At 67.9% G+C, this 23,895-nt stretch carries 16 protein-coding genes; 2 read left to right on the forward strand and 14 right to left on the reverse strand.

All coding sequences use genetic code 11. The annotated features are described in order from the left end of the window. Positions 1–21: 21 nt before the first annotated feature. From ACPXY0_RS10245 to ACPXY0_RS10255, 3 genes are all read right to left on the reverse strand, one after another. On the reverse strand, positions 22–2,049 hold the full coding sequence (locus ACPXY0_RS10245; RefSeq protein ID WP_423924439.1) for an Ig-like domain-containing protein: 2,028 nt from the start codon (positions 2,047–2,049) through the stop codon (positions 22–24). 642 nt (positions 2,050–2,691) lie between these two features. Further along, the gene (locus ACPXY0_RS10250; RefSeq protein WP_423924440.1) at positions 2,692–3,873 is read right to left on the reverse strand and encodes a leucine-rich repeat domain-containing protein; all 1,182 of its coding nucleotides are present in this window, start codon (positions 3,871–3,873) and stop codon (positions 2,692–2,694) included. 583 nt (positions 3,874–4,456) lie between these two features. Beyond that, entirely contained in the window at positions 4,457–5,536 is a 1,080-nt protein-coding gene (locus tag ACPXY0_RS10255) for an IS630 family transposase (RefSeq protein ID WP_423924441.1), read from the reverse strand. A gap of 338 nt (positions 5,537–5,874) precedes the next feature. On the opposite strand from ACPXY0_RS10255, the gene ACPXY0_RS10260 reads away from it, so the two are divergent. Beyond that, entirely contained in the window at positions 5,875–10,125 is a 4,251-nt protein-coding gene (locus tag ACPXY0_RS10260) for an Ig-like domain-containing protein (RefSeq protein WP_423924442.1), read from the forward strand. 10 nt (positions 10,126–10,135) lie between these two features. On the opposite strand, the gene ACPXY0_RS10265 is transcribed toward ACPXY0_RS10260, so the two are convergent. The 11 genes from ACPXY0_RS10265 to ACPXY0_RS10315 form a co-directional block, all read right to left on the reverse strand. Next, positions 10,136–11,275 carry a choice-of-anchor B family protein gene (locus ACPXY0_RS10265; protein WP_423924443.1) on the reverse strand — a complete coding sequence of 380 codons (1,140 nt, stop codon included), beginning with the start codon at positions 11,273–11,275 and terminating at the stop codon, positions 10,136–10,138. Positions 11,276–11,383: 108 nt separating this feature from the next. Further along, positions 11,384–12,547: an ATP-binding protein gene (locus ACPXY0_RS10270; protein WP_423924444.1), complete on the reverse strand. Its 1,164-nt coding sequence runs from the start codon at positions 12,545–12,547 to the stop codon at positions 11,384–11,386. Positions 12,548–12,700: 153 nt separating this feature from the next. Then, the gene (asnB, locus tag ACPXY0_RS10275) at positions 12,701–14,374 is read right to left on the reverse strand and encodes an asparagine synthase B (protein ID WP_423924445.1); all 1,674 of its coding nucleotides are present in this window, start codon (positions 14,372–14,374) and stop codon (positions 12,701–12,703) included. Positions 14,375–14,395: 21 nt separating this feature from the next. Continuing rightward, the gene (locus ACPXY0_RS10280) at positions 14,396–16,735 is read right to left on the reverse strand and encodes a choice-of-anchor B family protein (RefSeq protein WP_423924446.1); all 2,340 of its coding nucleotides are present in this window, start codon (positions 16,733–16,735) and stop codon (positions 14,396–14,398) included. 2 nt (positions 16,736–16,737) lie between these two features. Then, positions 16,738–18,195, reverse strand: coding sequence for an MBL fold metallo-hydrolase (locus ACPXY0_RS10285; protein ID WP_423924447.1), 1,458 nt, complete (start codon positions 18,193–18,195; stop codon positions 16,738–16,740). 10 nt (positions 18,196–18,205) lie between these two features. Next, entirely contained in the window at positions 18,206–19,408 is a 1,203-nt protein-coding gene (locus tag ACPXY0_RS10290; protein ID WP_423924448.1) for a M20 family metallopeptidase, read from the reverse strand. Next, positions 19,405–20,229 carry a double zinc ribbon domain-containing protein gene (locus ACPXY0_RS10295; protein ID WP_423924449.1) on the reverse strand — a complete coding sequence of 275 codons (825 nt, stop codon included), beginning with the start codon at positions 20,227–20,229 and terminating at the stop codon, positions 19,405–19,407. Before ACPXY0_RS10295 ends, ACPXY0_RS10290 begins: the two co-directional genes overlap by 4 nt. Further along, complete coding sequence (locus tag ACPXY0_RS10300) at positions 20,229–21,509, reverse strand: M20/M25/M40 family metallo-hydrolase (protein ID WP_423924450.1); 1,281 nt, start codon at positions 21,507–21,509, stop codon at positions 20,229–20,231. Before ACPXY0_RS10300 ends, ACPXY0_RS10295 begins: the two co-directional genes overlap by 1 nt. Continuing rightward, a complete protein-coding gene (locus tag ACPXY0_RS10305; protein WP_423924451.1) occupies positions 21,506–21,742 on the reverse strand; it encodes a type II toxin-antitoxin system HicB family antitoxin in 237 nt (78 codons plus the stop codon). Before ACPXY0_RS10305 ends, ACPXY0_RS10300 begins: the two co-directional genes overlap by 4 nt. Before the next feature lie 252 nt (positions 21,743–21,994). Beyond that, entirely contained in the window at positions 21,995–22,399 is a 405-nt protein-coding gene (locus tag ACPXY0_RS10310; protein WP_423924452.1) for a PIN domain-containing protein, read from the reverse strand. Positions 22,400–22,429: 30 nt separating this feature from the next. Further along, positions 22,430–23,266 carry a hypothetical protein gene (locus ACPXY0_RS10315; RefSeq protein WP_423924453.1) on the reverse strand — a complete coding sequence of 279 codons (837 nt, stop codon included), beginning with the start codon at positions 23,264–23,266 and terminating at the stop codon, positions 22,430–22,432. A 184-nt stretch (positions 23,267–23,450) separates the two neighbouring features. Between ACPXY0_RS10315 and ACPXY0_RS10320 the strand changes: the two genes are divergently transcribed. After that, positions 23,451–23,891 (forward strand): cytochrome c maturation protein CcmE, encoded by a 441-nt coding sequence (locus ACPXY0_RS10320; RefSeq protein WP_423924454.1) that lies wholly within the window; start codon positions 23,451–23,453, stop codon positions 23,889–23,891. Positions 23,892–23,895 lie beyond the last annotated feature (4 nt).

Raw genomic sequence — 23,895 nt, forward strand, 5'->3', positions numbered from 1 at the left:
CCGAGACGGTCCGCTCGCCGGCTACGGGACGAGCTCCTGGCGCGGCTCCAGCTTCACCGCCCACAGCCCGCTGAAGTACTCGGCGAAGAAGAGGTTCCCCTTGTGCAGCTGAGGCCCCCACGTGAAGGGCGCGTTCGCCACCACCCCGTCCGGATCGTACGCCTTGTAGCGGGCGATCTCCCGCCCCTGCTCGCCCAGGTTCCCATTGAGTTCCCCGGAGATATCGAGGACGCGCAATCCGCCGTTGTAGAAGGCGGCGAAGAGCTTGTCGTCCTCGATCCACATGTTGTGCGACCCCGCCTCAGGGATCTCGTAGCGCGCGACCTCCTCCGGATTCCCGGGATCCGTCATGTCGATGACGTGGATGTAGCCCGACATGAACTGGGGCGTCCGCTCCCGGTCCTGTCCGTCGAACCCCGGCCGTCCGGCCTCATCTCCCATGAACACATAGAAGCGACCCGTGGGACTGCGGTACGGGAACGCCGCGTGCGTCCGGCCTCCGATGTCGCGGAAGCGCGCGATCTCCACCGGGTTGGACGGCGAGCCGCCGCGGTCACCGCCGCCCACGTCGATGAGCACGACCCCGTCACCCCAGTTCGACGTGTACGCGACCCCGTCCACGATCCAGATGTCGTGGATCGAATGGCCCGGCGTGTCCAGTTCGAACCGGCCGACCCGGTGTGGATTCGCGGGATCCTCGATGTTGATGACGTCGAAGCGGCGCCCGTTGTTCACCGCGTACACGTGGTCCTGATAGACGAAGAGGTTGTGGACGCCACCCGTGAGTTCGTCGTCGAACACCGAAATCTGCGTCACGTCCCCCGGGTTCCGGCAGTCGAGGATGACGATCCCGTTTCGGCGGTTGGAGGCGCCCTCCCGCGAGATCACGCAGATCTCCCCGTTCTCGCTCACCTTCACATCGTTCGTCGTGCGCGCGTCGACGACGATGGAATCCGTCATGACGGGGCTCGCCGGATCCGTCACATCCCAGAAATAGACGGCGCCCGCCGCGGCGTGGGTGCCGGTGATCGCGTAATCGCGGCCGTCGATCCCTTCCCAGACCCAGAGGTCCGAGGTGCGCTCGTTGTTGACCTGTCCCTGCCCGACGAACGTCACTTCCTGCGAGGCGTGTCGCGGGTGGACCTCCAGTGAGGTGCGCGCGGCGCGGCCCGGCACGTTGGCAACCACCGTGTACACGCCCGGGAAGTAGGCCACGAACCGGCCCTGCTCATCGATCTCCGCCGGGGGGATGTCCGCGGTCGCCTCGATGGAGGGGTCCGCCGTGACGGTCCAGGTGACGGGCAGGTCTCCCACCGCACCGCCCGTGGCGTCCTCGACCGCCGCGGCGAAGCGCACCACGTCGCCCGTCCGCGCGAGTTCCTGGCTCGCCGACACGGTCATGCGGGCGGCCGGGTTCTCCCGCACTTCGTAGCGGACCACCTCGGCGATGCCGTCCGCTTCCGCCCGTAGCTCGACCTGGCCCGTGCCGTGTGCCGTGAGGATGCCGAAGCGGTCGATGGTGGCGACCTCCTCGTCCGACGTCGACCAGCGGATCTCGCCGTCGCGCTCGTCGTTGGCCTCGTCGAGCAGCGTCGCCCGGTGGCGTGTCGCCACGCCGACATACGTCGAGCCGCCCGAGGGAGTCACGGCGATCCGGTCCAGCGGGGGGTACGCCACGCTGACCATGGCCTCCCCGCGCAGGTTCCGAGCCGTCGCCACGATCGCGGAGATGAGGAACTCGCCCCCCTTCACGGCCCGCACGCGCCCGGTGGCGCGATCCACGTCGATGCTCTGGCGCGCGCTCCCGCTCCGCCCGTCCGCGAAGCTCGGGAAGAAGAGGATCTGTGCCTCGAGCGCGTTCCCGTCCGCGTCCAGGACGCGTGCCTCGAGCGTGGCCTCCTCCCCCACCTGAAGCGAAAGCGCGCTGGGCACGATCTCGACCGAGACCGCCTCCTGCGCCGCGGCGGGCGCACCCGCCGCGAATCCACCGGCGCAGAGTGCGAGGAAGGAGGTGAGCGTGAGACGGGCAAGACGCGCGGGAGTCTTCATCGTTCGGCCTTCGTCATCCGGGAGTTCGCCATCCGGCACGGCACGCCGGAATGAGCGCAAGATGCCCGCCCGGCGAGGGACCGCGCAAACGGGGGCATGGCCCACAGAGACCGCGACCTGATGGGTCGTCTACCGGGAGAGCCGGGCGACCCTCACCCCTCAGCCGACCGTCCCCCAGCGTCACCTGGTCCGACCTCCCGTCTCTGGCCGGTCCGGCCTCCAGCTTCTTCAGCCGGTAGCGCAGCGCTCCCTCGATCACCCCGAGCTGGCCGGCCAGCCGCCTGACCGACGTCCCTCGCTCCGACATCCCCTTCGCCACCAATCACCGCCTCCTTGCTCAGCTTCATCGCACCTGGCCTCCCGATCGCGAGTCGATCCGGAGGGGGGACCGCTCACGGCGGTCCCGTCAACTCACCAAGTTCGTAAGACTGCATGTCTCCTGAACTGCAGAGTGGGGTGATCTTCTGCACTCAGGGTGACCAACGTCCCTGAAACGCACAACTAGCCTAGGTAGCACGGGGGATGTCCAAGGCTGAGGTTAGGACGGGACGTATATGATTGCCAACGCACGACTTGTTTATGACGTGGGCGGAGAAGTTGCTCGCCACGTCTATCACCGTGGCGCAACTCGACCGCTACGTTCTAGCCGCAGCGACCTCCGTCGAACTCCTCCAATCTCGCCAGCCATGCATCGAACGTGGAATCCGCCGGGACACAGAGGCCGGTTGCGGCGATGCGAAGATACTTGAGCGCGGTCAGTTGCGTGATCTCAGCCGGCAACGGCCCCGCCAAGCGCCTGTTGCCGACCACCGAGAGTAGTTCGAGCTCTCGGAGCTGGCCGAACTCGGGGGGTATCGGGCCGGTCAGGTCATTGTTTTCCAGGTACAACCGCTGGAGATTTCCGAGTTGTCCGAGCCTCGCCGGGATCGGCCCGGTCAAACGATTCCTTGAGAGCAGCAAGACCTCCAGGCCGGCCAAGTCTCCGAGTTCCGTAGGTATCGGGCCCGTCAGTTGATTCGTATAGAGGTTCAGTACCCTCAGGTTCGCGAGGTTGCCGAGTTCGCGAGGGATAGTGGACGACAGTTCGTTATCCGCCAGCCCCAGACCTCTGAGATTGCGGAGACTGCCGAGCTGGTGCGGAATGGGTCCCCTCAGCCCCAGCCGCACGAGACCCAAGTTCTCGAGATTGTGGAGATTGCCGAGAGTTGGTGGGATTGAACCGCCCAAGCCAATATCGAACAGATTCAATCTCTTGAGGTTCACGAGATTGCCAAATGTGGGAGGGATCGGACCGGACATATAGTTGCCAAGGATGCGAAGAGCTTCCAGACTGGAGAGTTCTCCAAGCCAATCGGGCAGACGCCCTTCTATGGGGGAGATCCCCAAGCTCAAGGACTTGAGGTTCGCGAGGTCGCTCAGTTCGCGCGGAAGGGGCCCGCTCAGCCCGGTATTGACCAAGCTCAGGGTCTTCAGGTTGGACAAGTCGCCGAGCTCTCGCGGGATCGCACCGTCCACACCGGAATTGTCGAGGTTAAGCGTCTCCAGTCTGTGCATGGTGCCGAACGTAGACGGAATCGGACCGTCAATATGGCCCTGATTGATCCGCAGCCCCGTGAGTTCATCCAGCCCGGCAAGCCGGGGCGGAAGATGTCCACGCATGTGCCCTACGAACCCCGCGCTGTCCCGGTTTACGTCCTGCAGCGTCAGCTCCGTTACTCGTCCGTCGGTCGTTGATACGCCAACCCAGGCTGATAGCGGTTCGTCGGTTGCCCAGTTGCCACGGGTGTACCACCCGGGGCCGTCCGTCGCGTGGAAGAGATCCATTAGGATGCCTCGGTCCCTGGATGCCGAGTTCGGGCCGGAAGGAGCCGTTGCCCCGTGATCGCACGAAAGGACCCAGACGGACAATAGCAATGCCGGGAACCGCCGCAGACTCATTTGCGTCTCGCTAGCCCAAGGTGCCATCCGTCGCTGCTGTCCAGCGACCTGCAGCAAGATGGTAGCTCTCTGCCCCGCCCGCCCGCCCCCCCCCCCAACCGGGGGGAGCTTGGTCATCGGGACGTGAGAGCAGGAAACTCGAACCCTCCTCGCCGATAGCCCGATGCCTCGACTCGTCCCAAGACACCTCCAGCTCCGACTGTTCTGACGCAGCTGCGAATCGTCCGCTTCAAGCGCTCAAGCGCCTGAGCCAGCGAACGCGGGCTACGACCGGATTCAAGCTCGACGAGCCGCTCCCGGTACCCTGGCGCGTACCGCCTCGCTCCCGCCGCTGCCCCACATCTTGGTTGGCCAAGATTGTGTCCGTGAAACGGCGGCAACTCCAAAGGATTGACCCGCCCGGGATATGCCCCGGCTGAGCGTGGCCGAGAAGGTGGCGCTCGTCTCCGGAGCGCGCGAAGCGTACGGCCTAGTGTATTGTCGCTAAAGTGGCATTCGCACGGCTCACTTTCGCCAGGATTTCCTCCGCGGCGGCGGTCCACTTGAACGGCGCCGGGTCCCGGTTTCGGTTCTCGATGTAGGCCGTGATCGTGTCGGTCAGTTGCTTCACGCTGTTCACTGCGAGCCGCTTGAGCTGGCGTTGCGTCAGCTCGGAGAAGAAGCGCTCGACGAGGTTCAGCCACGAGGCCGAGGTGGGCGTGAAGTGGAACCGCACGCGCGGATGCCGCTCCAGCCAGGCCTCCACCCTCGCGTGCTTGTGCGTGGCGTGGTTGTCGAGGATGACGTGCAGGTCGAGGTCCGGATCGGTCCGCTTCTCCACCTCGTTCATGAACCGGAGGAACTCCTGGTGCCGGTGACGGGGCATGCACTCGTGGATCACCTCCCCGGTGGCGACATCCAGCGCCGCGAACAGCGTCGTCGTCCCGTGCCGCTTGTAGTCGTGCGTCATCGTCCCGCACCGGCCCTTCTTCATGGGAAGCCCCGGCTGCGTGCGGTCCAGCGCCTGGATCCGGCTCTTCTCGTCGAAGGCGAACACGACCGCCCGCTCCGGCGGGTCGACGTACAGCCCCACCACGTCCCTGAGCTTCTCCACGAACTCCGGATCGGTGGAGAGCTTGAAGGTCCGCGCGAGGTGGGGCTTCAGCCCGTGCGCCCGCCAGATCCGCGCCACCTGGCCGTGGTGGAGCCCGGCCGCCCCGGCCATCAGGCGCGTGCTCCAGTGCGTCCCGCTCGGGGGATCCTCCTCCAGCGTCCGGCGCACGACCTCCGCCTCGACCTCCGCGGTGACGCTCGTTCGGGGACGGCCCCGGCGCGGCCGGTCCCCCAGTCCGGCGAGACCTCCGGCCTCGTACCGGTCCAGCCAGCGCTTGACGGTCGGAAGCGAGACGCCCACCTCCCGGCGCGGGGCGCGCGCCGACAGGCCGTCGGCCGAGCCCAGCACGATCCTGGCGCGCTCGACGCGCCGCTGCGGGGTCTTGCGGGCTCGAACCCAGCTCTCGAGCTCCTTGCGGTCCCCGGGTCGCAACCGGATCCTCCGTATCTTGGGCATGCGTGGAAAGATAGCATATCCTCCACGGATTGTACATCACGCTTTAGCGACACTACACTAGAGCCGTTCATCGAGGACTATTACCGCAAGGGCTGAGCAGCACAATAAACCCGGAGGTCGGGTGTCCAACTGTGGGGGTCACTTCAGATGGCCGCGGCCACGTATCAAGGCGCGAACAGGCCAGGGTCGTGGAGAATTCACCAAAGCGTCGCTCCGGGAGTTCATCTGGCGCCGACAGACACGGACGCTGCTTGTCCGCCTCCGGAGGGGGCCGCACGTTAGATTAGGGCACGATGGAGGCAAGCGAACCCTGGGGGGGCGACATGAGGACAGGCGACATGAGGACGGGGCGGACCCGGCTCTGGGTCCTCGCGGGGCTGGGCGGCATCCTTGCATGCCTCGATGATCCCGCGGGGCCACCGCGAGATCCGACGGTAGAGCCCCCACGCCCGGCCAGTCTCACGGTCAGCCCGGCCACCGCCGACCTGCGGGCTTTGGGAGATACCATCCGCTTCATGGGCGAGGTGCGCGACCAGAGCGGGGAGATCATCACCGGAGCGACCGTCACCTGGACGAGTAGCGACGCATCGGTCGTGACGGTGGACTCGGCCGGACTCGCCACGGCGACCGGACCGGGCGAGGGGACCGTTACCGCATCGGTCGGCACGGCCTCCGGGAACGCGACCGTGCGCGTCGCGCAGGAAGCGAGCACGATCACGGTGCACCCGGCCTCGAGCGCTATCTCGGAAGGCGATACACTGCGGCTACTGGCAGAGGCCACCGACGCGAACGGGCACCCGGTCCCTGGCGCGAGTTTTCTCTGGGGGTCGGAGAACGAATCGGTGGCTACGGTGGACTCGTCAGGCCTCGTGTTCGGCGCAGGCGAGGGTTCGACCGAGATTACGGCGGCCGCGGGCAGCGCGCTCGGGAGCGCAACGGTCACCGTGACGGGACCGGCGTCGGACCGCGCTGCGCTGATGGCGCTGTACGTGGCGGCGGGCGGCCCCAACTGGCGGAACAGCGTCAACTGGGCGACGGACGCGCCGCTCGGCGACTGGTACGGCGTCACCGTCGATGGATCGGGGCGCGTGACCGACCTCTGGTTGCGGAGCAATGATCTCACGGGTCCGATCAGCCGGGAGATCGGGAAGCTTGCCGGCTTGAAGGTGCTGGATCTTTCGCAAAACCGCCTGGCCGGCCCCGTGCCTCCGAAAGTTGGCAGACTCGAAAGCCTGACATATCTCAACCTCTGGCTTAACGAACTGACGGGTCCGATCCCGCCTGAACTCGGGAACCTCGCTCAACTGACGTATCTGGGTCTTTCGGGCAACGACCTTTCCGGGCCCATCCCGCCTGAACTTGGAGACCTCGCTCAACTGACGGATCTGGGTCTTTCGGGCAACGACCTTTCCGGGCCCATCCCGCCTGAACTTGGAGACCTCGCTCAACTGACGGATCTGGGCGTTGGCGGAAACCGCTTGACCGGCTCCATGCCGCGGAGTTTCCTGGAACTTGAGTTGCGAACCTTGCTGTTTTGGGGGAACGACGGACTCTGCCTGCCCGGCACGGCCGACTTCATCGGGTGGGCGAGGGAGGTCAGGGCTCGCGACTTCGGGGGAGGGGCAGCTCTCCTTGACGGGCCGTTCTGCAACGCGTCCGACGTGCGTGTCCTCGTGTCGCTGTATGAAGCCACGGACGGCGCGGACTGGACGAACGCCGCCCGCTGGGAAGACGTGCCGTACCTTGCAGGCGGGATCACCGCCAGCCTCGATCAGTGGCACGGAATCTCCGCAGACTCCCTCGGCCGCGTTCGGAGACTCGACCTGAGCGGTAACGGTCTCTCCGGCCGCATCCCATCTGACCTGTGGCGTTTGTCGGAGCTGAACGAACTTCGGATCGGAGGAAACGAACTCGCCGGACCCTTGCCCCTGTCGCTGGCATCCCTCGCTCTCCGGGTCTTTCACTTCGCCGACACCGACTTGTGCACGCCGGACGACGTTTCGTTCCGCGAATGGCTGGCGGGCATCCCGTCGCGCGAGGGTACGGGCGTCGAGTGTACGTCACAGGCCTACCGGGAGGCGCTGGCGTCACTGTATGAAGCGGCGGGTGGAGCGGACTGGGAGAGGAACGACAATTGGCTGAGCGACGCACCGCTGGGTCGATGGTACGGGATCGAGACCGATGGACAGGGACGCGTTGTCGGCCTCGCGCTCGACGCCAACAACCTCGCGGGCCGCATCCCACCCGAGATCGGCGCCCTCTCGTTTCTCTCGCGTCTGTCGTTGAACCAAAACCGCCTGGAAGGGGAGATCCCGCGTGAACTCGGCGACCTGCGCGAACTGACGGACTTGTCGCTGGGCCACAATGGCCTCGCGGGCGCGATTCCGGCGGCGATCGGCGATCTGTCGAACCTGCGGCGGCTCACGCTCGAGGGGAACCAGCTCAGCGGCTATCCCGATGAACTCGGGAGCCTGACCGACCTCGAAGTGCTGGACCTGAGCGGCAATGACATGCCAACCGCAGGCCTTGCACGCGAACTCGGTAACCTCCCCAATCTGCGGGTGCTCAATCTGAGCGGTTGCCGCGTCCGCGGCGAGATGCCGGTCGAGCTGGGATACCTGTCCAAGCTTGAAGTGCTGGACCTTAGCGGGAACGATATCTGGGGAAGCATCCCGCCCGAACTCGGCAACCTTTCCAATCTGCGGGTGCTGAAGCTGAGTCATGAGGGGTCGCCGCCACGGGCGAGGGATCATTGGCGCGAGTTTCGGTTCACGGGGTCGATCCCGCCCGAACTCGGCCAACTCTCACGACTGGAAGTGCTGGACCTGAAGGACAATAGTCTGCAGGATACTATCCCGTCCGCATTGGGCAGCCTCTCCGCCCTTCGCGAGCTACTGCTCTCCAGCAACAGGCTGACGGGTTCGGTGCCGGCCGCGCTCGGAGGACTGTCGGGGCTCAAGCGTCTGCACCTGGCGGACAACCGCATGTTGGCCGGACACCTGCCCCTGACCCTGACCGGACTGAACTCTCTGGAGGAGCTGCTGGTCGCCCACACGGGCCTCTGCGCTCCCTCCGACCCCGGATTCCTGGTCTGGCTGGGAGGGACCGGAGCGGAGGGGATGCCCAGGTGCTCCGGATCGAGTGCCTATCTGATCCAGGCGATCCAGTCGTTGAGTTTCCCTGTCTCCCTTGTCGCAGGCGAACCGGCCCTCCTCCGGGTGTTCGTGACGTCCGCGCTCGCGGCCGGCGAACTCATTCCGCCCGTGCGGGCTCGGTTCTTCATGGGCGACGCGGAAACGTATGTCGTCGACATCCCGGAATCCTCCAGCGTGATCTCCGCCGAGAGGGACGAGGGCTCTTTCGGAGCCTCGGCCGACGCCGAGGTCCCGGGTTGGGTCATTCAGCCGGGTTTGGAGATGATCGTTGACATCGATCCCGGGGGTGAGCTGGACCCCGCACTCGGGGTGGCCGAGCGGCTTCCGAGGGTGGGACGGATCCCGGTGGATGTTCAGACCCTGCCCGGGCTCGACCTGACACTGATCCCATTCCTGTACAGCGCGGCGCCGGACTCATCCATCCTTGACATTACCGAGACGCTGGATGGCCAGGACGATCTGTTTTGGCCGACACGCACGCTCTTGCCCGTCGGCGCCCTGGCCGTGGATGTGCACGCACCCGTAGTCACGTCGAGGAACCTCGCCGGCGGTATGTTCTGGGAGGTCTGGGCGATCCGGAGTATGGAGGGCGGGCATGGCTATTACATGGGCACCATGGCGGGCAGCGTGATCGGAGAGGGCGCCGCGAACCGAGTGGGGACCAGCTTCGCGATACCGGATCCCTGGGTCATGGCGCACCAACTCGGGCGAAACATGCAGATGGGGGTCGGGCCATCATGTCAAACCGTGCCCGGCACCGATGGATCGATCGGTAGCTGGGGGTACGACTTCCGGGACGGTACGCTGGTCCCGCCCGAGACGCTGGACCTGATGTGGGGCTGTGGGCCGGACAAGTGGATCAGCGAATACCACTTCACCCAAGCGTTCCGCTACCGGCTCGGGCCCGAGGCTGTCGATGCCGCGGCCCGTGCCGTTCAGGTCCGGGCGCTGCTCCTATGGGGAGGAATCGACGAGGCGGGCGCGCCGTTCCTGGATCCGGCGTTCGTCGTCGATGCGATCCCGACCCTGCCGAGCGAAGCCGGTGATTTCGGACTGTTGGGCCGTGGCGCGGATGGCGAGGTCCTGTTCTCGCTGAGCTTCGGCATGCCCGAGGTGGCGGGCGGTGGCGGGGCGGGCTTTGCGTTCACGCTGCCCGTGGAACCGCGCTGGGCCGGATCACTGGCCAGCATCACGCTCTCCGGGCCCGGCGGTTCCGCCACACTGGATGAGAACACCGATCGATGGGCCGCGATTGTCCGCGACCCGCTCACTCGGCAGGTCCGTGCGATACTGCGCGATCTTCCCTTCGACCCCGGGCCGGAGAACGGCGCCACGGCTCTGACCCGCGCTTCAGCGCGGGAGTTGGGGCTTGGCTCCGGCCTCGAGGTGTTGACCAGCCGCGGGCTCCCCGCCCGGGGACTCTGGCGTCGATGACGATCTAACGCTAGCCGGCGGTCGGCCTGAGTAGGAAGAGGCCCTCGCGCCGGCTGGAGAGGAGGATCGTCCCGCTCTCGAAGAAGGGATAGACGCTCCAGGCGCCGCCGAACCCTTCTTCGTCCCCGCTCGACGGGGTCGTATCGAAGCTGCCGACCGCGACCGGGGCCTCGGGATCGGAGAGATCGAGCACGAGGAGACCGCCGAGGTTGTTCGCCATGTAGAGCCGGTCGCCCCGCACGTACAGGTTGTGGGTGCTGGCCTTCGCCGGGCCGAAGTACTCGGTCACCAGCACGGGGTCTTCGAGATCGCCGACATCGAACACAAGCACGCGAGGCCCGGCCATCTCCCGGACGAGCCCATCGAGTTCGTCGTTACCGTAGAAGTAGCGGCGGTCCTCGCTGAACCACCCCTGGTGCGCGTACCCGACGCCGGGGTACGAAGCATCCACCAGCGGGACGGGATTCGCCTTGTCCGTGACGTCGGCGAACGAGAACGCGGTCTCGTTCCCGCCCGCGCAGATCTCCCGGCCCTGACGGTCCTCATCGGGACCGCGGTAGATGATGCACTGCGCGTCGTGGGTATAGCCGGTGCCCCGGCGACCCGTGCCGTAATGTGCGAAGCAGCCCGCGAAGACGGGGTTCAGCGGCTGGTTGATGTCGACGATGTGCGAACCCCCGCCGCACGTCTCGCCTTCCCCCGCGGAGCCGACCAGATAGGCGAAGCCGGTCTCCTCGTTGATGGCGATGTTGTGGCTCGACTCGACCCCATCGTACGTGGCTGCGGCGGTGAATTCCCGCGCCTCCCGCGCGTCCCGGAGCTGCGTCAGATCAAAGACCTGCATGCCGTGGCGGACCGGCCCTCCCGCGACGACGAACAGGTGATCCCGGAACACCTTGACGTCCCGCCACTGGCTGGGTTCGCTGCCCTCGGTCGCGGGGAGGTCGTCCACATAACGCGGCCGGAGCGGGTCGCTGACGTCGACGAACGCCGTCCCGTTCGTTCGTCCCACGATCGCGTATTCCTGCCCCGTCTCGGGATCGACCCAGCCCCACACGTCGTTGAGCAGGGTGTCTCCACCGCCGCCGAGTTGTTCGGGGGTGACGACGGCGAGCAGATCCACGCGATCGCACGGAAACCCGTCGGCCATACCGTCTTCGCAACGCACCTGCGCGACGGCGGGCGCGACGGCGAGCGTCCACGCGCACGCGGCAACGGTGATACCACCAAGCGGAGTGCGACCATCGCTCTTCATACGCTACACGACCCGCCACCACGGGGCGGCGAGTGCGTGCGGGCCGAGCCACTCAAGCGAGGTCCCGGCGTGGAGCAGCAGGCCGGCGCGCGCCATCTCGCCGTGCTCGTCCCGGAACGTCTTCAGGTGCCGTGCGTCGCGGAGGCGAGGTCGTGTCGTGGCCTTGACTTCGATCGGCAGCAGCGAGTCCCCCGTCTCGATCACGAAGTCCACCTCCTCCCCTACCGTTGTGCGCCAGTGCAGGATCTCCGCCCGGCCCAGTCGGGCGTCGCGCCAGGCCAGCAGGCTCTGAAGCACGAGGTTCTCGAGATGCGCGCCACGGGGCTCGCTCTCCCCGGCCAAGTGCAGCGCCAGGCCCGTGTCCCCCCAATAGAGTTTGGGCGACTTCATGAGCCGCTTGGTACGGTTGACCGAGTAGGCAGGCACCCGCACGAGGAGATACGACGTCTCCAGCAGGTTCAGGTACCGGCTGACCGTCGGTTGTGGAAGTCCGATGTCACGCCCGAGGGCAGTCTGGTTGACGAGGCCGCCGATACGCAGACAGGCCGCGCGCATCAGGCGCCGGAAATCCGGGAGGGCGGCGATCGAGGACAGCGCCTGCAGATCTCTCTCCAGGTACGTGCGCGCGTAACCATCGAACCAGATGTCCCGCTCTTCGGCATTCCGGAGGTGAACGGCGGGGACCGGGAAGCCACCGCGCAGCGCGAGGGCTCGCCAGTCAGCCCGCTCGTCCGGCTGCGCCGCGAGGACCTCGAGCCAGTCCGCATCGCGCGCTGCGATGAGTTCCTCCCAAGCGCCACACAGTCCCCGTCCCAGCTGCTCCGCGCGCGTCATCGGCCACAGCGTCAGATAGCTGGCCCGCCCCGCCAGCGACTCCGAGACGCGTCGCATCATGAGCAGGTTCGCCGAGCCCGTGAGCAGAAACTGCCCGGGTCGTCGTCCGCGGTCGATCGCGCGCTTGACGGCGCTCAACAGCCCTGGCTCACGCTGGACCTCGTCGAGCGTCACGTGCTCCGCTCCCGTCACCAGGGAGTCGGGATCGCGCCGAGCCAGATCGAGCAGGTCAAGGTCGTCAAGCGACAGATAGCGACGCCCCTCCGGCCCGCACTGGCGCGCGAGCGTACTCTTCCCGGTCTGGCGCGCCCCGGCCACGACGACGGCGGGCATGACCCGCATCCTGGCCTCGAGAGCTTGCGCCACGAAACGTGGGAGAGGAGATATATTCATGGCGTGAATGATAATCATTCGTACCGTGAATGAAAAGATCGACTCCGAACCTCAGTAGCGTACGTAGTCCAGGATCAAGCTTTGGGGGGAAGTTCAGTAGCTGTGGGCGTGGACGCCCTGCACGGCCCGGCCTGACGGGTCGGCCATGCCCGCGAAGGCGGGGTCCCAGGCGATGGCCGCAGGGGTGCTGCACGCGATGCTCGGACCCTCGGGGACGCACCGCGCCGCCGGCTCGCCGGGGAAGTGCGACGCGAAGATCGAGCGGTAGAGGTACGCTTCCTTCGTGAGCGGCGTGTTCGTCGGGAAGCGCGCCGCCGCCCGCTCCAGTTGTCCGTCGCTGACTTCCTCCTCGGCGACTTCCTTCAGGCTGTCGATCCAGGAATAGCCCACGCCGTCGGAGAACTGTTCCTTCTGGCGCCACAGGATCTCGTCCGGGAGGAGCCCCTCGAACGCCTCGCGCAGGATGTGCTTCTCCATGCGGCCGTCCGCCGGACGCTTCGACTCGGGGTCCAGCGACATCGCGACGTCGAGGAACTCCCGGTCCAGGAAAGGCACCCGCGCCTCCACCCCCCACGCCGCCATCGACTTGTTCGCGCGCAGGCAGTCGTACTTGTGGAGCTGGTCGAGCTTGCGGACTGTCTCCTCGTGGAAGGCCCGCGCGTCCGGGGCCCTGTGGAAGTAGAGATAGCCCCCGAACACCTCGTCGGCGCCCTCTCCGGAGAGCACCATCTTGATCCCCATGGCCTTGATGCGGCGGGCCATGAGGTACATCGGGGTCGACGCCCGCACCGTGGTCACGTCGAACGTCTCGAGGTGCCGGATGACGTCGGAGATGGCGTCGAGTCCCTCCTCCAGCTTGTAGACGATCTCGTGATGCACGGTGCCGATCGCGTTGGCGGCGGCGCGGGCCGCCGCCAAGTCCGGGGCGCCCTCGAGTCCGATCGCGAACGAGTGCAGCCGCGGCCACCACGCCTCCTCCGCGTCGTCCGACTCGACCCTGCGCCGAGAGAACTTCATGGTCAGCGCGGAGATGACCGATGAGTCGAGGCCGCCCGACAGGAGTACGCCGTAGGGCACGTCCGACATGAGCTGCCGGTGGACCGCCTCCTCCATCGCGTCACGCACCAGGGCGGGGTCGGATGGCCCGTCCGCCACCGCCTCGTAGTCCCGCCACCCCGGCCGGTAGTACGGGACCGGCTTCCCGGTGCGACTGTCCAGCATGTGCCCCGGCGGGAAGTCGTGGATCTCGGGACAGGTGTCGATGAGCGCCTTCATCTCGGAGGCAACGTAGAACCGCCCCTCGACATCCCGCCCCGTGTAGAGCGGCATGACACCGATGGGATCGCGCGCGATCAGATACCGGTCGCGCGTCTCGTCGTAGAGGGCGAAGACGAAGATCCCGCTCAGTTCGTTGAGCCACGCGGCCGGGTCATCCGGCCGCCCCTCGTACAGGGCGAGGATGACCTCGCAGTCGGAGCGGGTGCGGAACGGGTAGCCGTTCGCCACGCCGTCCTCGAGCGCCTTGTGGTTGTAGATCTCGCCGTTGACGGCGAGTACGGTGCTGCGGTCGGGGCCGAAGAGCGGCTGCGCCCCGCTCTCCACGTCGACGATCGAGAGGCGCTCATGGGCGAGTATCGCGCGTTCCCCCGCGTAGATCCCGCTCCAGTCCGGACCCCGGTGCCGCTGACGCCGCGAGAGGTCCAGCGCCCTGCGGCGCAGACCCGCCGCGCCGGGTTCGATCTCGAAGATGCCGAGGACGGAACACATGATGAGAAGCGCGCGTCCCGGCTAGGGGACGAGTCTCTCGGCCCTCGGCTTGACGAGGAACAGACCCTCACGCCGGCTCGAGAGGAGGATCGTCCCGCTCTCGAAGTACGGATAGACGCTCCAGGTGCCGTCGAACCCCGCTGAGTCCTCGCTCCAGGGGGTCGTGTCGAAGCTCCCCGCCTCGGCGGGGTTCTCGGGGTCGCTGATGTCGAGCACCCGCAGTCCCGCGCGGTTGTTCGACATGTAGAGGCGGTCGCCGCGTACGTAGAGGTTGTGGTCCGTGACCCTGGTCGGGCTGAAGTACTCCCGCACCAGGAGGGGATCGTCGAGATCCCGCAGGTCCCACACGAGCGTCCGGGTTTGCTCCACGGAACCGTTCACCTCGTCAGCTTCGTCGTTGGAGTAGAAGTACTGGTGGTCTTCCGTGAACCAGCCCTGGTGCGCGTACGACACGTTCGGATACTCGGCCCGCGCCACCGCGACCGGGTTCGACTTGTCCGTGACGTCCGCGATCGAGAGCGCCGTCTCGTTCGAGTTCACGCAGATCTCGCGGCCCGCGTAGTCCTCGTCGGGACCGTGGTAGCTCACGCACTGCGTGTCGTGCGAGTTGCCGGTGTTGCGCCGGCCCGTGTTGGGGTGGGCGAAGCAGCCGGCGAAGACCGGGTTCAGCGGATCGTTGATGTCGACGATGTGCGACCCCCCGCCGCACGTCTCGCCGCCGCCCGACGCACCCACCAGGTAGGCGAATCCCGTCTCCTCGTTGATCCCGACGTTATGGACGGAGGCGACGCCCTCATACAGCGCCGTGGGCTCCCACTCCCGGGGCTCCGTCACGCCCCGGAGCTGGGCGAGGTCGAAGATCTGCATCCCGTGCTGCCCCGCCCCGTCCGCGACGACGAACATGTGGCCCCTGAACACCTTCATGTCGCGCCACGTGTTCGACTGGCTGCCGTCGGTCTTGGCGAGGCTCCCGAGATAGCGCGGGTTGAACGGGTCGGTGACGTCGACGAAGGCCGTCCCGTCCATGCGGCCCACGAGCGCGTACTCGCGTCCGGTCGCCGGATCGGTCCAACCCCACACGTCGTTGAGACGGGCGCCGCGGCCCGCGCCGAGCTGCTCGCGCGGCAGGAAGCCGAGGAGGTCGACCTTGTCGCAGTCGAAGCCCTCCGCAACGCCGTCCTCGCAGTCGATCTGGCCGCCCGCGATCGCCGGGAGCCCGACCTGTTCGCTCACCAGCCGCACCATTGTGCCGGCCGCGACGTCCCGGACCACGGCGGACCCGGCGCCGAAATCGTCCGCGGGCAGACCCGCGACCGCGCGGCCGCCGCCCGCCGCCACCACGCGGCCGGCCTGGACTCGCCCTTCGCCCTCGATCTCCCAGGCGTCCTCGATCGCCCAGCCGTCCCCGGCACGGCCGAGTCGGTACACGACGCCGTTGCCGCCCGCGGCCGCGGGTGCGCCGACCCAGGCCACCGCGCCGTCGACGGCCAGCGCCGCGCCGAACGCGGCCGGGGCGGGGGCGTCGGGCTGCACCATGCCCGTGAGCTGCCAGCCGCCGTCGGCGCTCCTCAGGAACCGGTGGACAGCGCCGAGCCCGCGATCCTGTCCCGCAGCCCCGACCAGCGCTTCGCCGCCCGCGAGCGCCACCGCCGATCCGAAGGCGCGCCCCGCGTCCCCGCCCTCGCTCCCCAACTCCGCCACACGATCCCAGCCGGCCCCGGCTTCGAAGCGGAAGAGGTACGCCGCGCCGCGACCCTCGCCGGCGAGCGGCGCGCCGATCAGCGCGAGGTTTCGGTCCAGAGCGACGGAGGCCCCGAACCCCGATGGCCCGCGGTCCGCCGTGAGACGCGCTTCCTCGACCCATCCACCCCCGTCCCCGCGGCGATAGGCGACGACGATGTCCTGCCCGCTCGAGCCGTCCGCAGCCGCCACGAGGAGGTGTGCGCCCCCGGCGGCCAGCGAACGACCGAACTCATCGAGGCCGGGAGAGGGGATCTCCGCCGCGTGCCGCCATTCGGCTCCCGCGCGCTCGAACACATGCACGGCGCCCGCCCCCGGGGCCCCCACGAACAACCGGGAGCCGTCGTTCGCGAGCGCCGCTCCGAACCGGTCCCGCACGGCGGCGTCCGGCGCGTAGAGCGCCTGGACTTCGCCCCAGTCACCGGCGCGGAAGACGCGCACGCTCCCGGGCTCGCGTTCGGAGGTGGGCTCTCCCACCAGCACTTCGTTCTCGCCGACGAACACCGAGCTACCGAATCCCTGCGCGACGAGTGGCGCGGAACCCGGCAGCCCGGCCAGCGCGGCGAGGACGGCGAAGGCGGCCATGACGGCCAGCGGTCGAATCTTCATGTCTGTGACCATCACTACGGTCCTCCGGTTTCCAGCGATCCCGCGTAGGCGGTGAACAGGTCGTTGATGTAATGGACGTCGCGCCCCTCGCGGGCCAGATAGCTCGCCGCGACGGCCGCGCGCGCCCCGCTCAGGCAGTGGACGAGCAGCGAACCGTTCGCCGGCAGCCGGTCCGCGTAGTCCGGCAGCCGGGTGTAGGAGGCGTTCATGGCCCCGGGCAGGTGCGACGCCGCGTACTCCGAGGCGTACCTCACATCGAGCACCTCGCCCCTCCCGTCCTCCGACAGCCGGCTCGCCGCCGCGAGGTCGATCTCCGGGATCGCGGCCGCCGCCCCGCCCTCGGCAAAGTACCGGTCGAGCGCTTCCGGCTCCACGAACCCCCGGATGTTGTCGAACCCGATCCGGACCAGGTCCCGAACCACTCCGCCCAGTGCGTCCTCGGCGACGATGAGTGTGATCGGGGCCGTCTCGTCCACGACCACGGACCCCACGGCCGTGCAGAACGACTTCGTGAGCGGCACGTAGATCGACCCCGGAAGGTGGCGTGCCATGAAGGCCGAGCGGTCGGGCCGCGTGTCGATCACCACGTCAGCCGCCGCAACCGCCGCGCCCGCGCCCGGACGCGCGAGCGGGGCCAGTTCCCGCTCCGATAGCCGCGGGGGGTCCGGAAGGGCCCCGAGGACGGCGGGGCCGAGCTTGTTCTCGCGCTTCATACGGGCGAAGTACATCGGCGGCTCGGGCTGCCCCTCGACGATATGGGAGACGAAGACATCCTCCCCCTCCAGCGCCGCCGCGATGGCCGGGCTGAAGCGCCGCTCATAACCCACCGTCGTCTCGGGCACCGCCCCCAGCGCCTTCCCGCACGAGGAACCCGCGCCGTGGGCCGGCCAGACCTGCAGGAAATCGGGCAGGTCGAGGAAGCGGTGGACCGAGCCGTACAGACGGCGCGCGGCCGGGGTCATCGCGCCCTTGACGCGGGCCGCCGTCTCGAGCAGGTCGGGGCGGCCGAGGTCGCCTACGAACACGAAATCCCCCGACAGCAGGCCCATGGGTTCGGTCGCCCCCGCGCCCAGGTCGGTGACCAGGAACGACATGTGCTCGGGGGTGTGTCCCGGCGTGTGCACCGCCTCGAACTCGATCTCCCCGATCGCGAACCGCGCGCCGTCCGTGAGCGGCGTGCGATCGTAGCGCTCGTTGGCCGCCCACTCGTAGCGCCAGTCCGGGCCGCCCTCATCGGACAGATAGAGCCGGACCCCGAAGCGCTCGGCGAACTCCCGCGCGCCCGACAGGAAGTCGGCGTGGATGTGGGTCTCGGCCACGGCCACGATCCGCAGCTCTTCGCGCCGAGCGAGATCGACGTAACGGTCGATGTCCCGCTGCGGATCGAAGAGGATCGCGTCCCCCGTACGCTGGCACCCGATCAGGTACGCGTACTGCGCGAGCTTCTCGTCAAAGACCTGTCGAAAGAACATTCGGATTCCCCTACGGGGCGACGAGCAGCCCCGCCAGCAGCGCCACGCGTTCGATCACCCGGTCCACGTAGATGAACTCGTGCACCGCGTGCGCTCCGTCGCCGACCGCGCCGAGACCGTCGAGCGTCGCCGTATACTGGCTCGTCAAGTTACCGTCCGAGCCGCCACCCGCCGATCCCTCCTCCAACTCGAGGCCGAGTTCTCCGGCGACGACAAGCGCCCGTTCCCACAACTCGACGTTGCGCGGCGTCCGCTCCAAGGGGCCGCGAGCCGCGATTGTCGTGACCGTGATCCTGGTCCCGGGAACCGTGGGCTCGAGACCGAACATCGCCGCGCGAATGCGCTCGGCCTCCGCGGCGTTCCAGACGCGGACATCGACCTCCGCGCTCGCTTCCGGCGCGACCACGTTGGCCCGCGAGCCGCCCCGGATGACGCCCACGTTCATCGTCGTCCCCGAGTCGGGATCGGCCAGGCCGTCGATCTCCCGGATCCGGTGGGCAAGTTCCAGGATCGCGGACGCACCCTCCTCGGGCGCGAGTCCGGCGTGCGAACTCCGACCCTCGACCTCGACCTTGTAGTGGCCGATCCCCTTGCGCCGCGTCTTGAGGCATCCGCCGGGGCCGAGGGCGGGCTCGAGCACGAAGGCCCGGGAGACGCGACGCGCCCAGTCGACGACGAGCGGTTCGGATTCGGGGCTGCCGATTTCCTCGTCCGAGTTGATGAAGAAGACGGGGGCCACGCCCGTGTCGAGCCCGAGATCCCGCAGCGCGCGCAGGGCGAACACGCCGATCGCGAGCCCGGCCTTCATGTCGAACACGCCCGGGCCGCTGAGCCGGCCGTCGTCCGCGACGACCGGCATGCGCCGAAGCGTACCGACCGGCCACACGGTGTCCATGTGACCGATGAGAAGCTGCTGCCCGCCCGCCTCGGCCGATGGGCTCCGGGCCAGCAGGTGCCCGCCGGTGCGCCGGCCCGGGATGCGCTCGACGTCCAAGCCGACGTCCCCCAGCGCCGAAGTCAGGAGCGCCTGGATGCCGCGTTGCGTGTCCGGCTCCGTGGACGGCGACTCCTCGAGTACGAGTTGCTGGACGAAGTCGAGGAACTCAGACCGCAACTCGCCCATTCGCGCGAGGACCGCCCGCGCGGCCGCGGGACCCTCCGGGCGCAATCCACCCGTCGTGCGTCCCCGGCCGTTCGCGCCCGCGCCGCTCACGAGCCGTCGTCCCCTTCCTCGGCCAGCGTCCCCTCGATCAACGTCCGGTGCGCGTCGTACTCGGCCCGTTCGGGGATACCCCCGGCCTCCGCCACCTCCTCCCGCATCCGGTCCCGGAAACCCTGCGCCGCGGCCGCGTCACCCGCGAATTCGGCCGCCCGCGAGGCGAGGAGCAGCCCCAGCAGGTGGGCCGGGTCCTCGGCGAGGATCGCCTGCGCCCCCTCCCGGGCCGCGATCGAATCAGCGGAGATCAGGCTGAGGAGTCCCACATGGAAGCGCAGGTCCGCGTCGACCTCGCCCGGCGGGACGGCGTCGTAGGCCTGGAGCGCCATGCCGATGAAGAAGGCGGCCCGCTCGAAGTTCCCGCTCTCGTGCTCCCGCATGACGCGCTCGAACAGCCGGTCGGCCGCCTCGCGAGGGGTCATCGCCGCGAGTTCCTCCGCCGTCGGCATGCCGGCCCCCGCCGTGCCTCCGCCCGGTGCCCCCGCGGGCGGCGCGCCGCCCGACGTCTCCCCGGGGAGGCCACCGGTCATCGTCATCTCCCCCACCCGCTCCACGCTCCAGCGCTGGACGAGCACCGCGATGAGGATCGAGAACGCAACCAGCGCGAGTCCCGAGGAAAACCAGGGGATGCGGGCCGAGCCCGGTTTGGCCTCAGGGGCCCCCACCGGCTCGCCGCACTCGGTGCAGTAGAGCGCCTCCGGCTTGAGCACGGCGCCGCACCCCCCGCAGGCGGCACCCCCCAGCGGCACCCCGCACTGGGAGCAGAACTTCCCCGCCCCTTCGCTCTCACAGCTCGGACACTCGCCGGGCGTGGTCATCACGGCCGGTCCGCGCGGTCGCCGAGCCGCACCGTCGTCTCGCGCTCCTCGCCATCGCGCAGATAGCGCAGCACGACCTCGTCGCCGGGTCGGTACGCGGCCAGCGCATCGGTGAACCCCTGGAGGTCCGCCACCTCGTGGGTCCCGAGGCCGACCAGGATGTCGTCCCGCTGCAGTCCGCCGCCCTCCGCGGGAGACCCTTCCGTGACCCCGGCGAGGAGGACGCCGGAATCGACCGGCGTGAAGTCGGGCACCGTCCCCAGCCAGGCGCCGGATCCCCGCGGGCTCTCCGTGCGTTCCCCGACTCCCGGGATGACGGCCAGCCGCTCGGGAAGGGTCGCCACGAGGCGGGCGACGTTCTCCGTGAGGCGCGCCACGAGGCCGAGGCCCTCCGCGTCGATCTTCTCCGCGTCGTCCGTGTGACGGTGGTAGTCCCCGTGCACGTTCGTGAAGAAGTGGAGAACGGGGATCTCGTTCGCGTAGAAGGAGGTGTGGTCGCTGGGGCCGAAGCCCGACTCCTCGTACGCCAGCGGGATATCGAGGCCGGCGTTCGCGGCGGGCACGATCTCGCGCCACTCGGGGGCCGTCCCCATCCCGTAGACGATCATCTCGCCGTCCTCCAGCCGGCCGACCATGTCGAGGTTGATCATCGCCACGGTGCGCTCCAGCGGGAACGCGGGGTGGTTCGTGTACCAGGACGACCCGATGAGCCCCAGTTCCTCGCCGGTGAAGGCGATGAAGAGAACGGAGCGCGCCGGCTGTGGCCCCCCGGTCAGCGCCCGCGCCGCCGAGAGGAGCGCCGCCACGCCCGAGGCGTTGTCGTCCGCCCCGTTGTGGATCTCCCCCGCTTCTCCCGTGCTCCCGAATTCGCCGAGGCCGAGGTGATCGTAGTGCGCGCCGATCACGACCACCGTCTCGCTCAGGGCCGGATCGGCGCCCCGCAGCAGCCCGACCACGTTGCGCCCCCGCCCCGGCGGCGCGTGCGGCTGGGCCGCGCTCGCCAGCGGCACCTCCTGATAGTAGCCGTCCTCCCCCGCGGGATCGAGCCCGAGCGAGGCGTACATGGCGGCGATGAACTCTCCCGCGCACCGCTCCCCCGCCGTGCCCGAGAATCGGCCCCCCAGCGCGTCATCCGCTAGGTACCGCACCGTTTCCACGGGCGCACCCAGCCGTGCCGGGTAGGCCGGGCAATCCGCGGCGTCTCCGCCCGCCTGCTGCGCTTGAAGCCCGCCCGCGCACACGAGGATGGCGCCTAGTACGCCGTAACTCTTCCGGGTCATTGTTCCTTCAACTTTTCTGCTCGTCGTGGCTGGCCCTGCGGCTCAGGACTGCCCGAACCACACCCTTGTTCAGCTTCCGCATAGAGTTCGATCACCGCCGCCAGCGCGTCATACGAGTTGGCGATGGCTTCGTCCCGCGTGTCTCCCTCGGTGATCAGTTCCGGCAGATAGGGGCACTTGACGGTATAGCCGCCTTCCGGCTGGGGTTCGAGAACGAGGGTAACGAGAAACACTACGAGGAACTTCTCCTTGCTTGAAACGGCCGCTCGGGCGTCCGCTGCCGAGGGCCTCGTCTGAGCTGAGACGCTACCGCGCCCAACTGACGGCGTGCAAGGTAGCGTGACCGGCGCCTTACCACCTTCGGCTCGCTCGCTTGCTCCACGAATCAAGAGGATTTGGGTGAGGTTGGGACACGTCCGCAGATCTGAAGGGGGGGCTCAACCCCGGGACGAGCGGTTCAGGGCCGAGAGTCCACCGCCGCGTCGTCAATGCGACGCACGCGGCTCCCGTTCTCCGGAGTCGTTTTCGTCGTATGGAAAGAGTTCAGCCTGATCGGCGTCGGGCGGCAGTTCGAGGTCGCGCGTGCGCACGACCGGTATGCCTGCGGCGGTTCCCAGTTTGTAAACGTCGTCATCATCCGAGTATATCGTGGTCGCGCCGCCTACCTTCGCGATCGCCACGATTTGGCAGTCGAACTTCAACTTGGCCCACGTTTCCGGACCCTTTCTCGATCTCTTCTTCAGCATCTGAGCCAACTCGATCGCGGCTCGTTGGTCGAAAGGTTCGATGCTGAACACGCCTCGTTTATTCAGGAGAGCGATGATCTGCCGGGTCTCGAGCGGACTTCTCTTTATGAGTACTTCAAGAAAGAACGGGTGCGGGGATGGCAATGATTTCGCCGGGCTTATCGTCGAGCCCGGCTACAAGGTGTTGGATGCGTTGTCTGGCGTAGGGCAGAGGCCTCCCCTGGGCGTCCAATCACCACCATTGTCTGCCCGCCCACCTCGGATGCGCTCTACGTCCCGATAGTCTTCTTCGGTCCAGTCTCCCGCCGCAGCTCGACGCTCGTCAAGGGCTTCGGCAACGCTCGTTCGCGCCACAGGCTCGAAACCCTCGATTCTGAAACGATTGAGACTCCACCGCCCCTCGGCATCCCGCAGCCAGGAGCCTTTCCCCTTCAATCGCACGTGTTCGAACAGGTACCGGGCTAGCGTCTTGGCCATCTCCCTGTCCGTATGGCATCCGGAGATCCTGCTGCCTTCGGACTCGATGAGTACGGGAATCCGATCCCCGGTTCCGCCTACCCGCACGACGATACCAAAGATGTGCCCCGGCTGATTCACCAGGGGAAACGCCTCCTCGGCATGCTCCCGGCCGGGGAATTCGAGGATTCCTGGACCCGTCGTCCGTTCTCTCAACACAGCCCGTGCGCCGTCCTCTCGCAGGTATTCGTTCACGCTCAGATAGGCAGCTTGTGCGTCGCGCGGACCCCGGCCCTTGCCGACCGCGTCTACGCGGGCACGAACCTTCGTGGCGGCGGCGGCATCGATCGCATGCACGAGCTCAACGCTGCCATCCTCGATCCCCAACAGGTGGACATGCTTCGGCTCACCGAGGATATCCGCCAACCTCGCGAGATACTGTGCGAGACGCGCCATGGGCAGCGTGTCCGGTGTGAACGCATCGATCTTGAACCAGTACTCCGCAGCGCTTGGCGCCCTCCGTCGTTTCGTGGATTTCGGTGTTGCCGGAGTCACGTTCGCCTCATGTTCTCCAGGGACGTAATCGCGGGAAAGTATACGGGGCAATCGAAGATGGGGTCCAGCGAGCGGAGGACCTCCGCGCGCGCCGTGGCAGGGGCGGCGCGGAGCGTGCATCTTGGAGGCAGTTCCGGCGGAGTTGATTCGCAGGCGGGAGATGGTAGTCGAGAAATGCTGAAGAATGCTGAAGAATAAGATCTGGAGGCTCGTCGGCCTCGCTGCGATCGCGGGGGCGATCACGGTGCTCGCGGCGGGCGGGTTGAGCGAGAACATGGTGTTCTTCCTCACGCCCGTGGAACTGGAGGAGCGCGCGCAGGAGGTGACCGGGAAGCCGATCCGGCTCGGCGCCCAGGTGAAGCCGGGGAGCGTGGACTGGAACGCGGACGCGACCGAACTCCGCTTCGTGCTCACGGAGGAGGGCGTCGAGATCTCCGTCGAGAGCACCGGTGCGCCGCCGGCGATGTTTCAGGAAGGGATGGGGGTCGTGGTGGAGGGCGTGTACGGACACGATCGGATCTTCCGCGCCACCAACCTCATGGTCAAGCACTCGAACGAGTACGCCCCGCCGGACCACGCGGGCGACGCGAGCGAGACGTACCAGTCCCTGATCGAAGGGACGTAGCCCT

Source organism: Candidatus Palauibacter sp. (assembly GCF_965237495.1).
Classification (GTDB): domain Bacteria; phylum Gemmatimonadota; class Gemmatimonadetes; order Palauibacterales; family Palauibacteraceae; genus Palauibacter.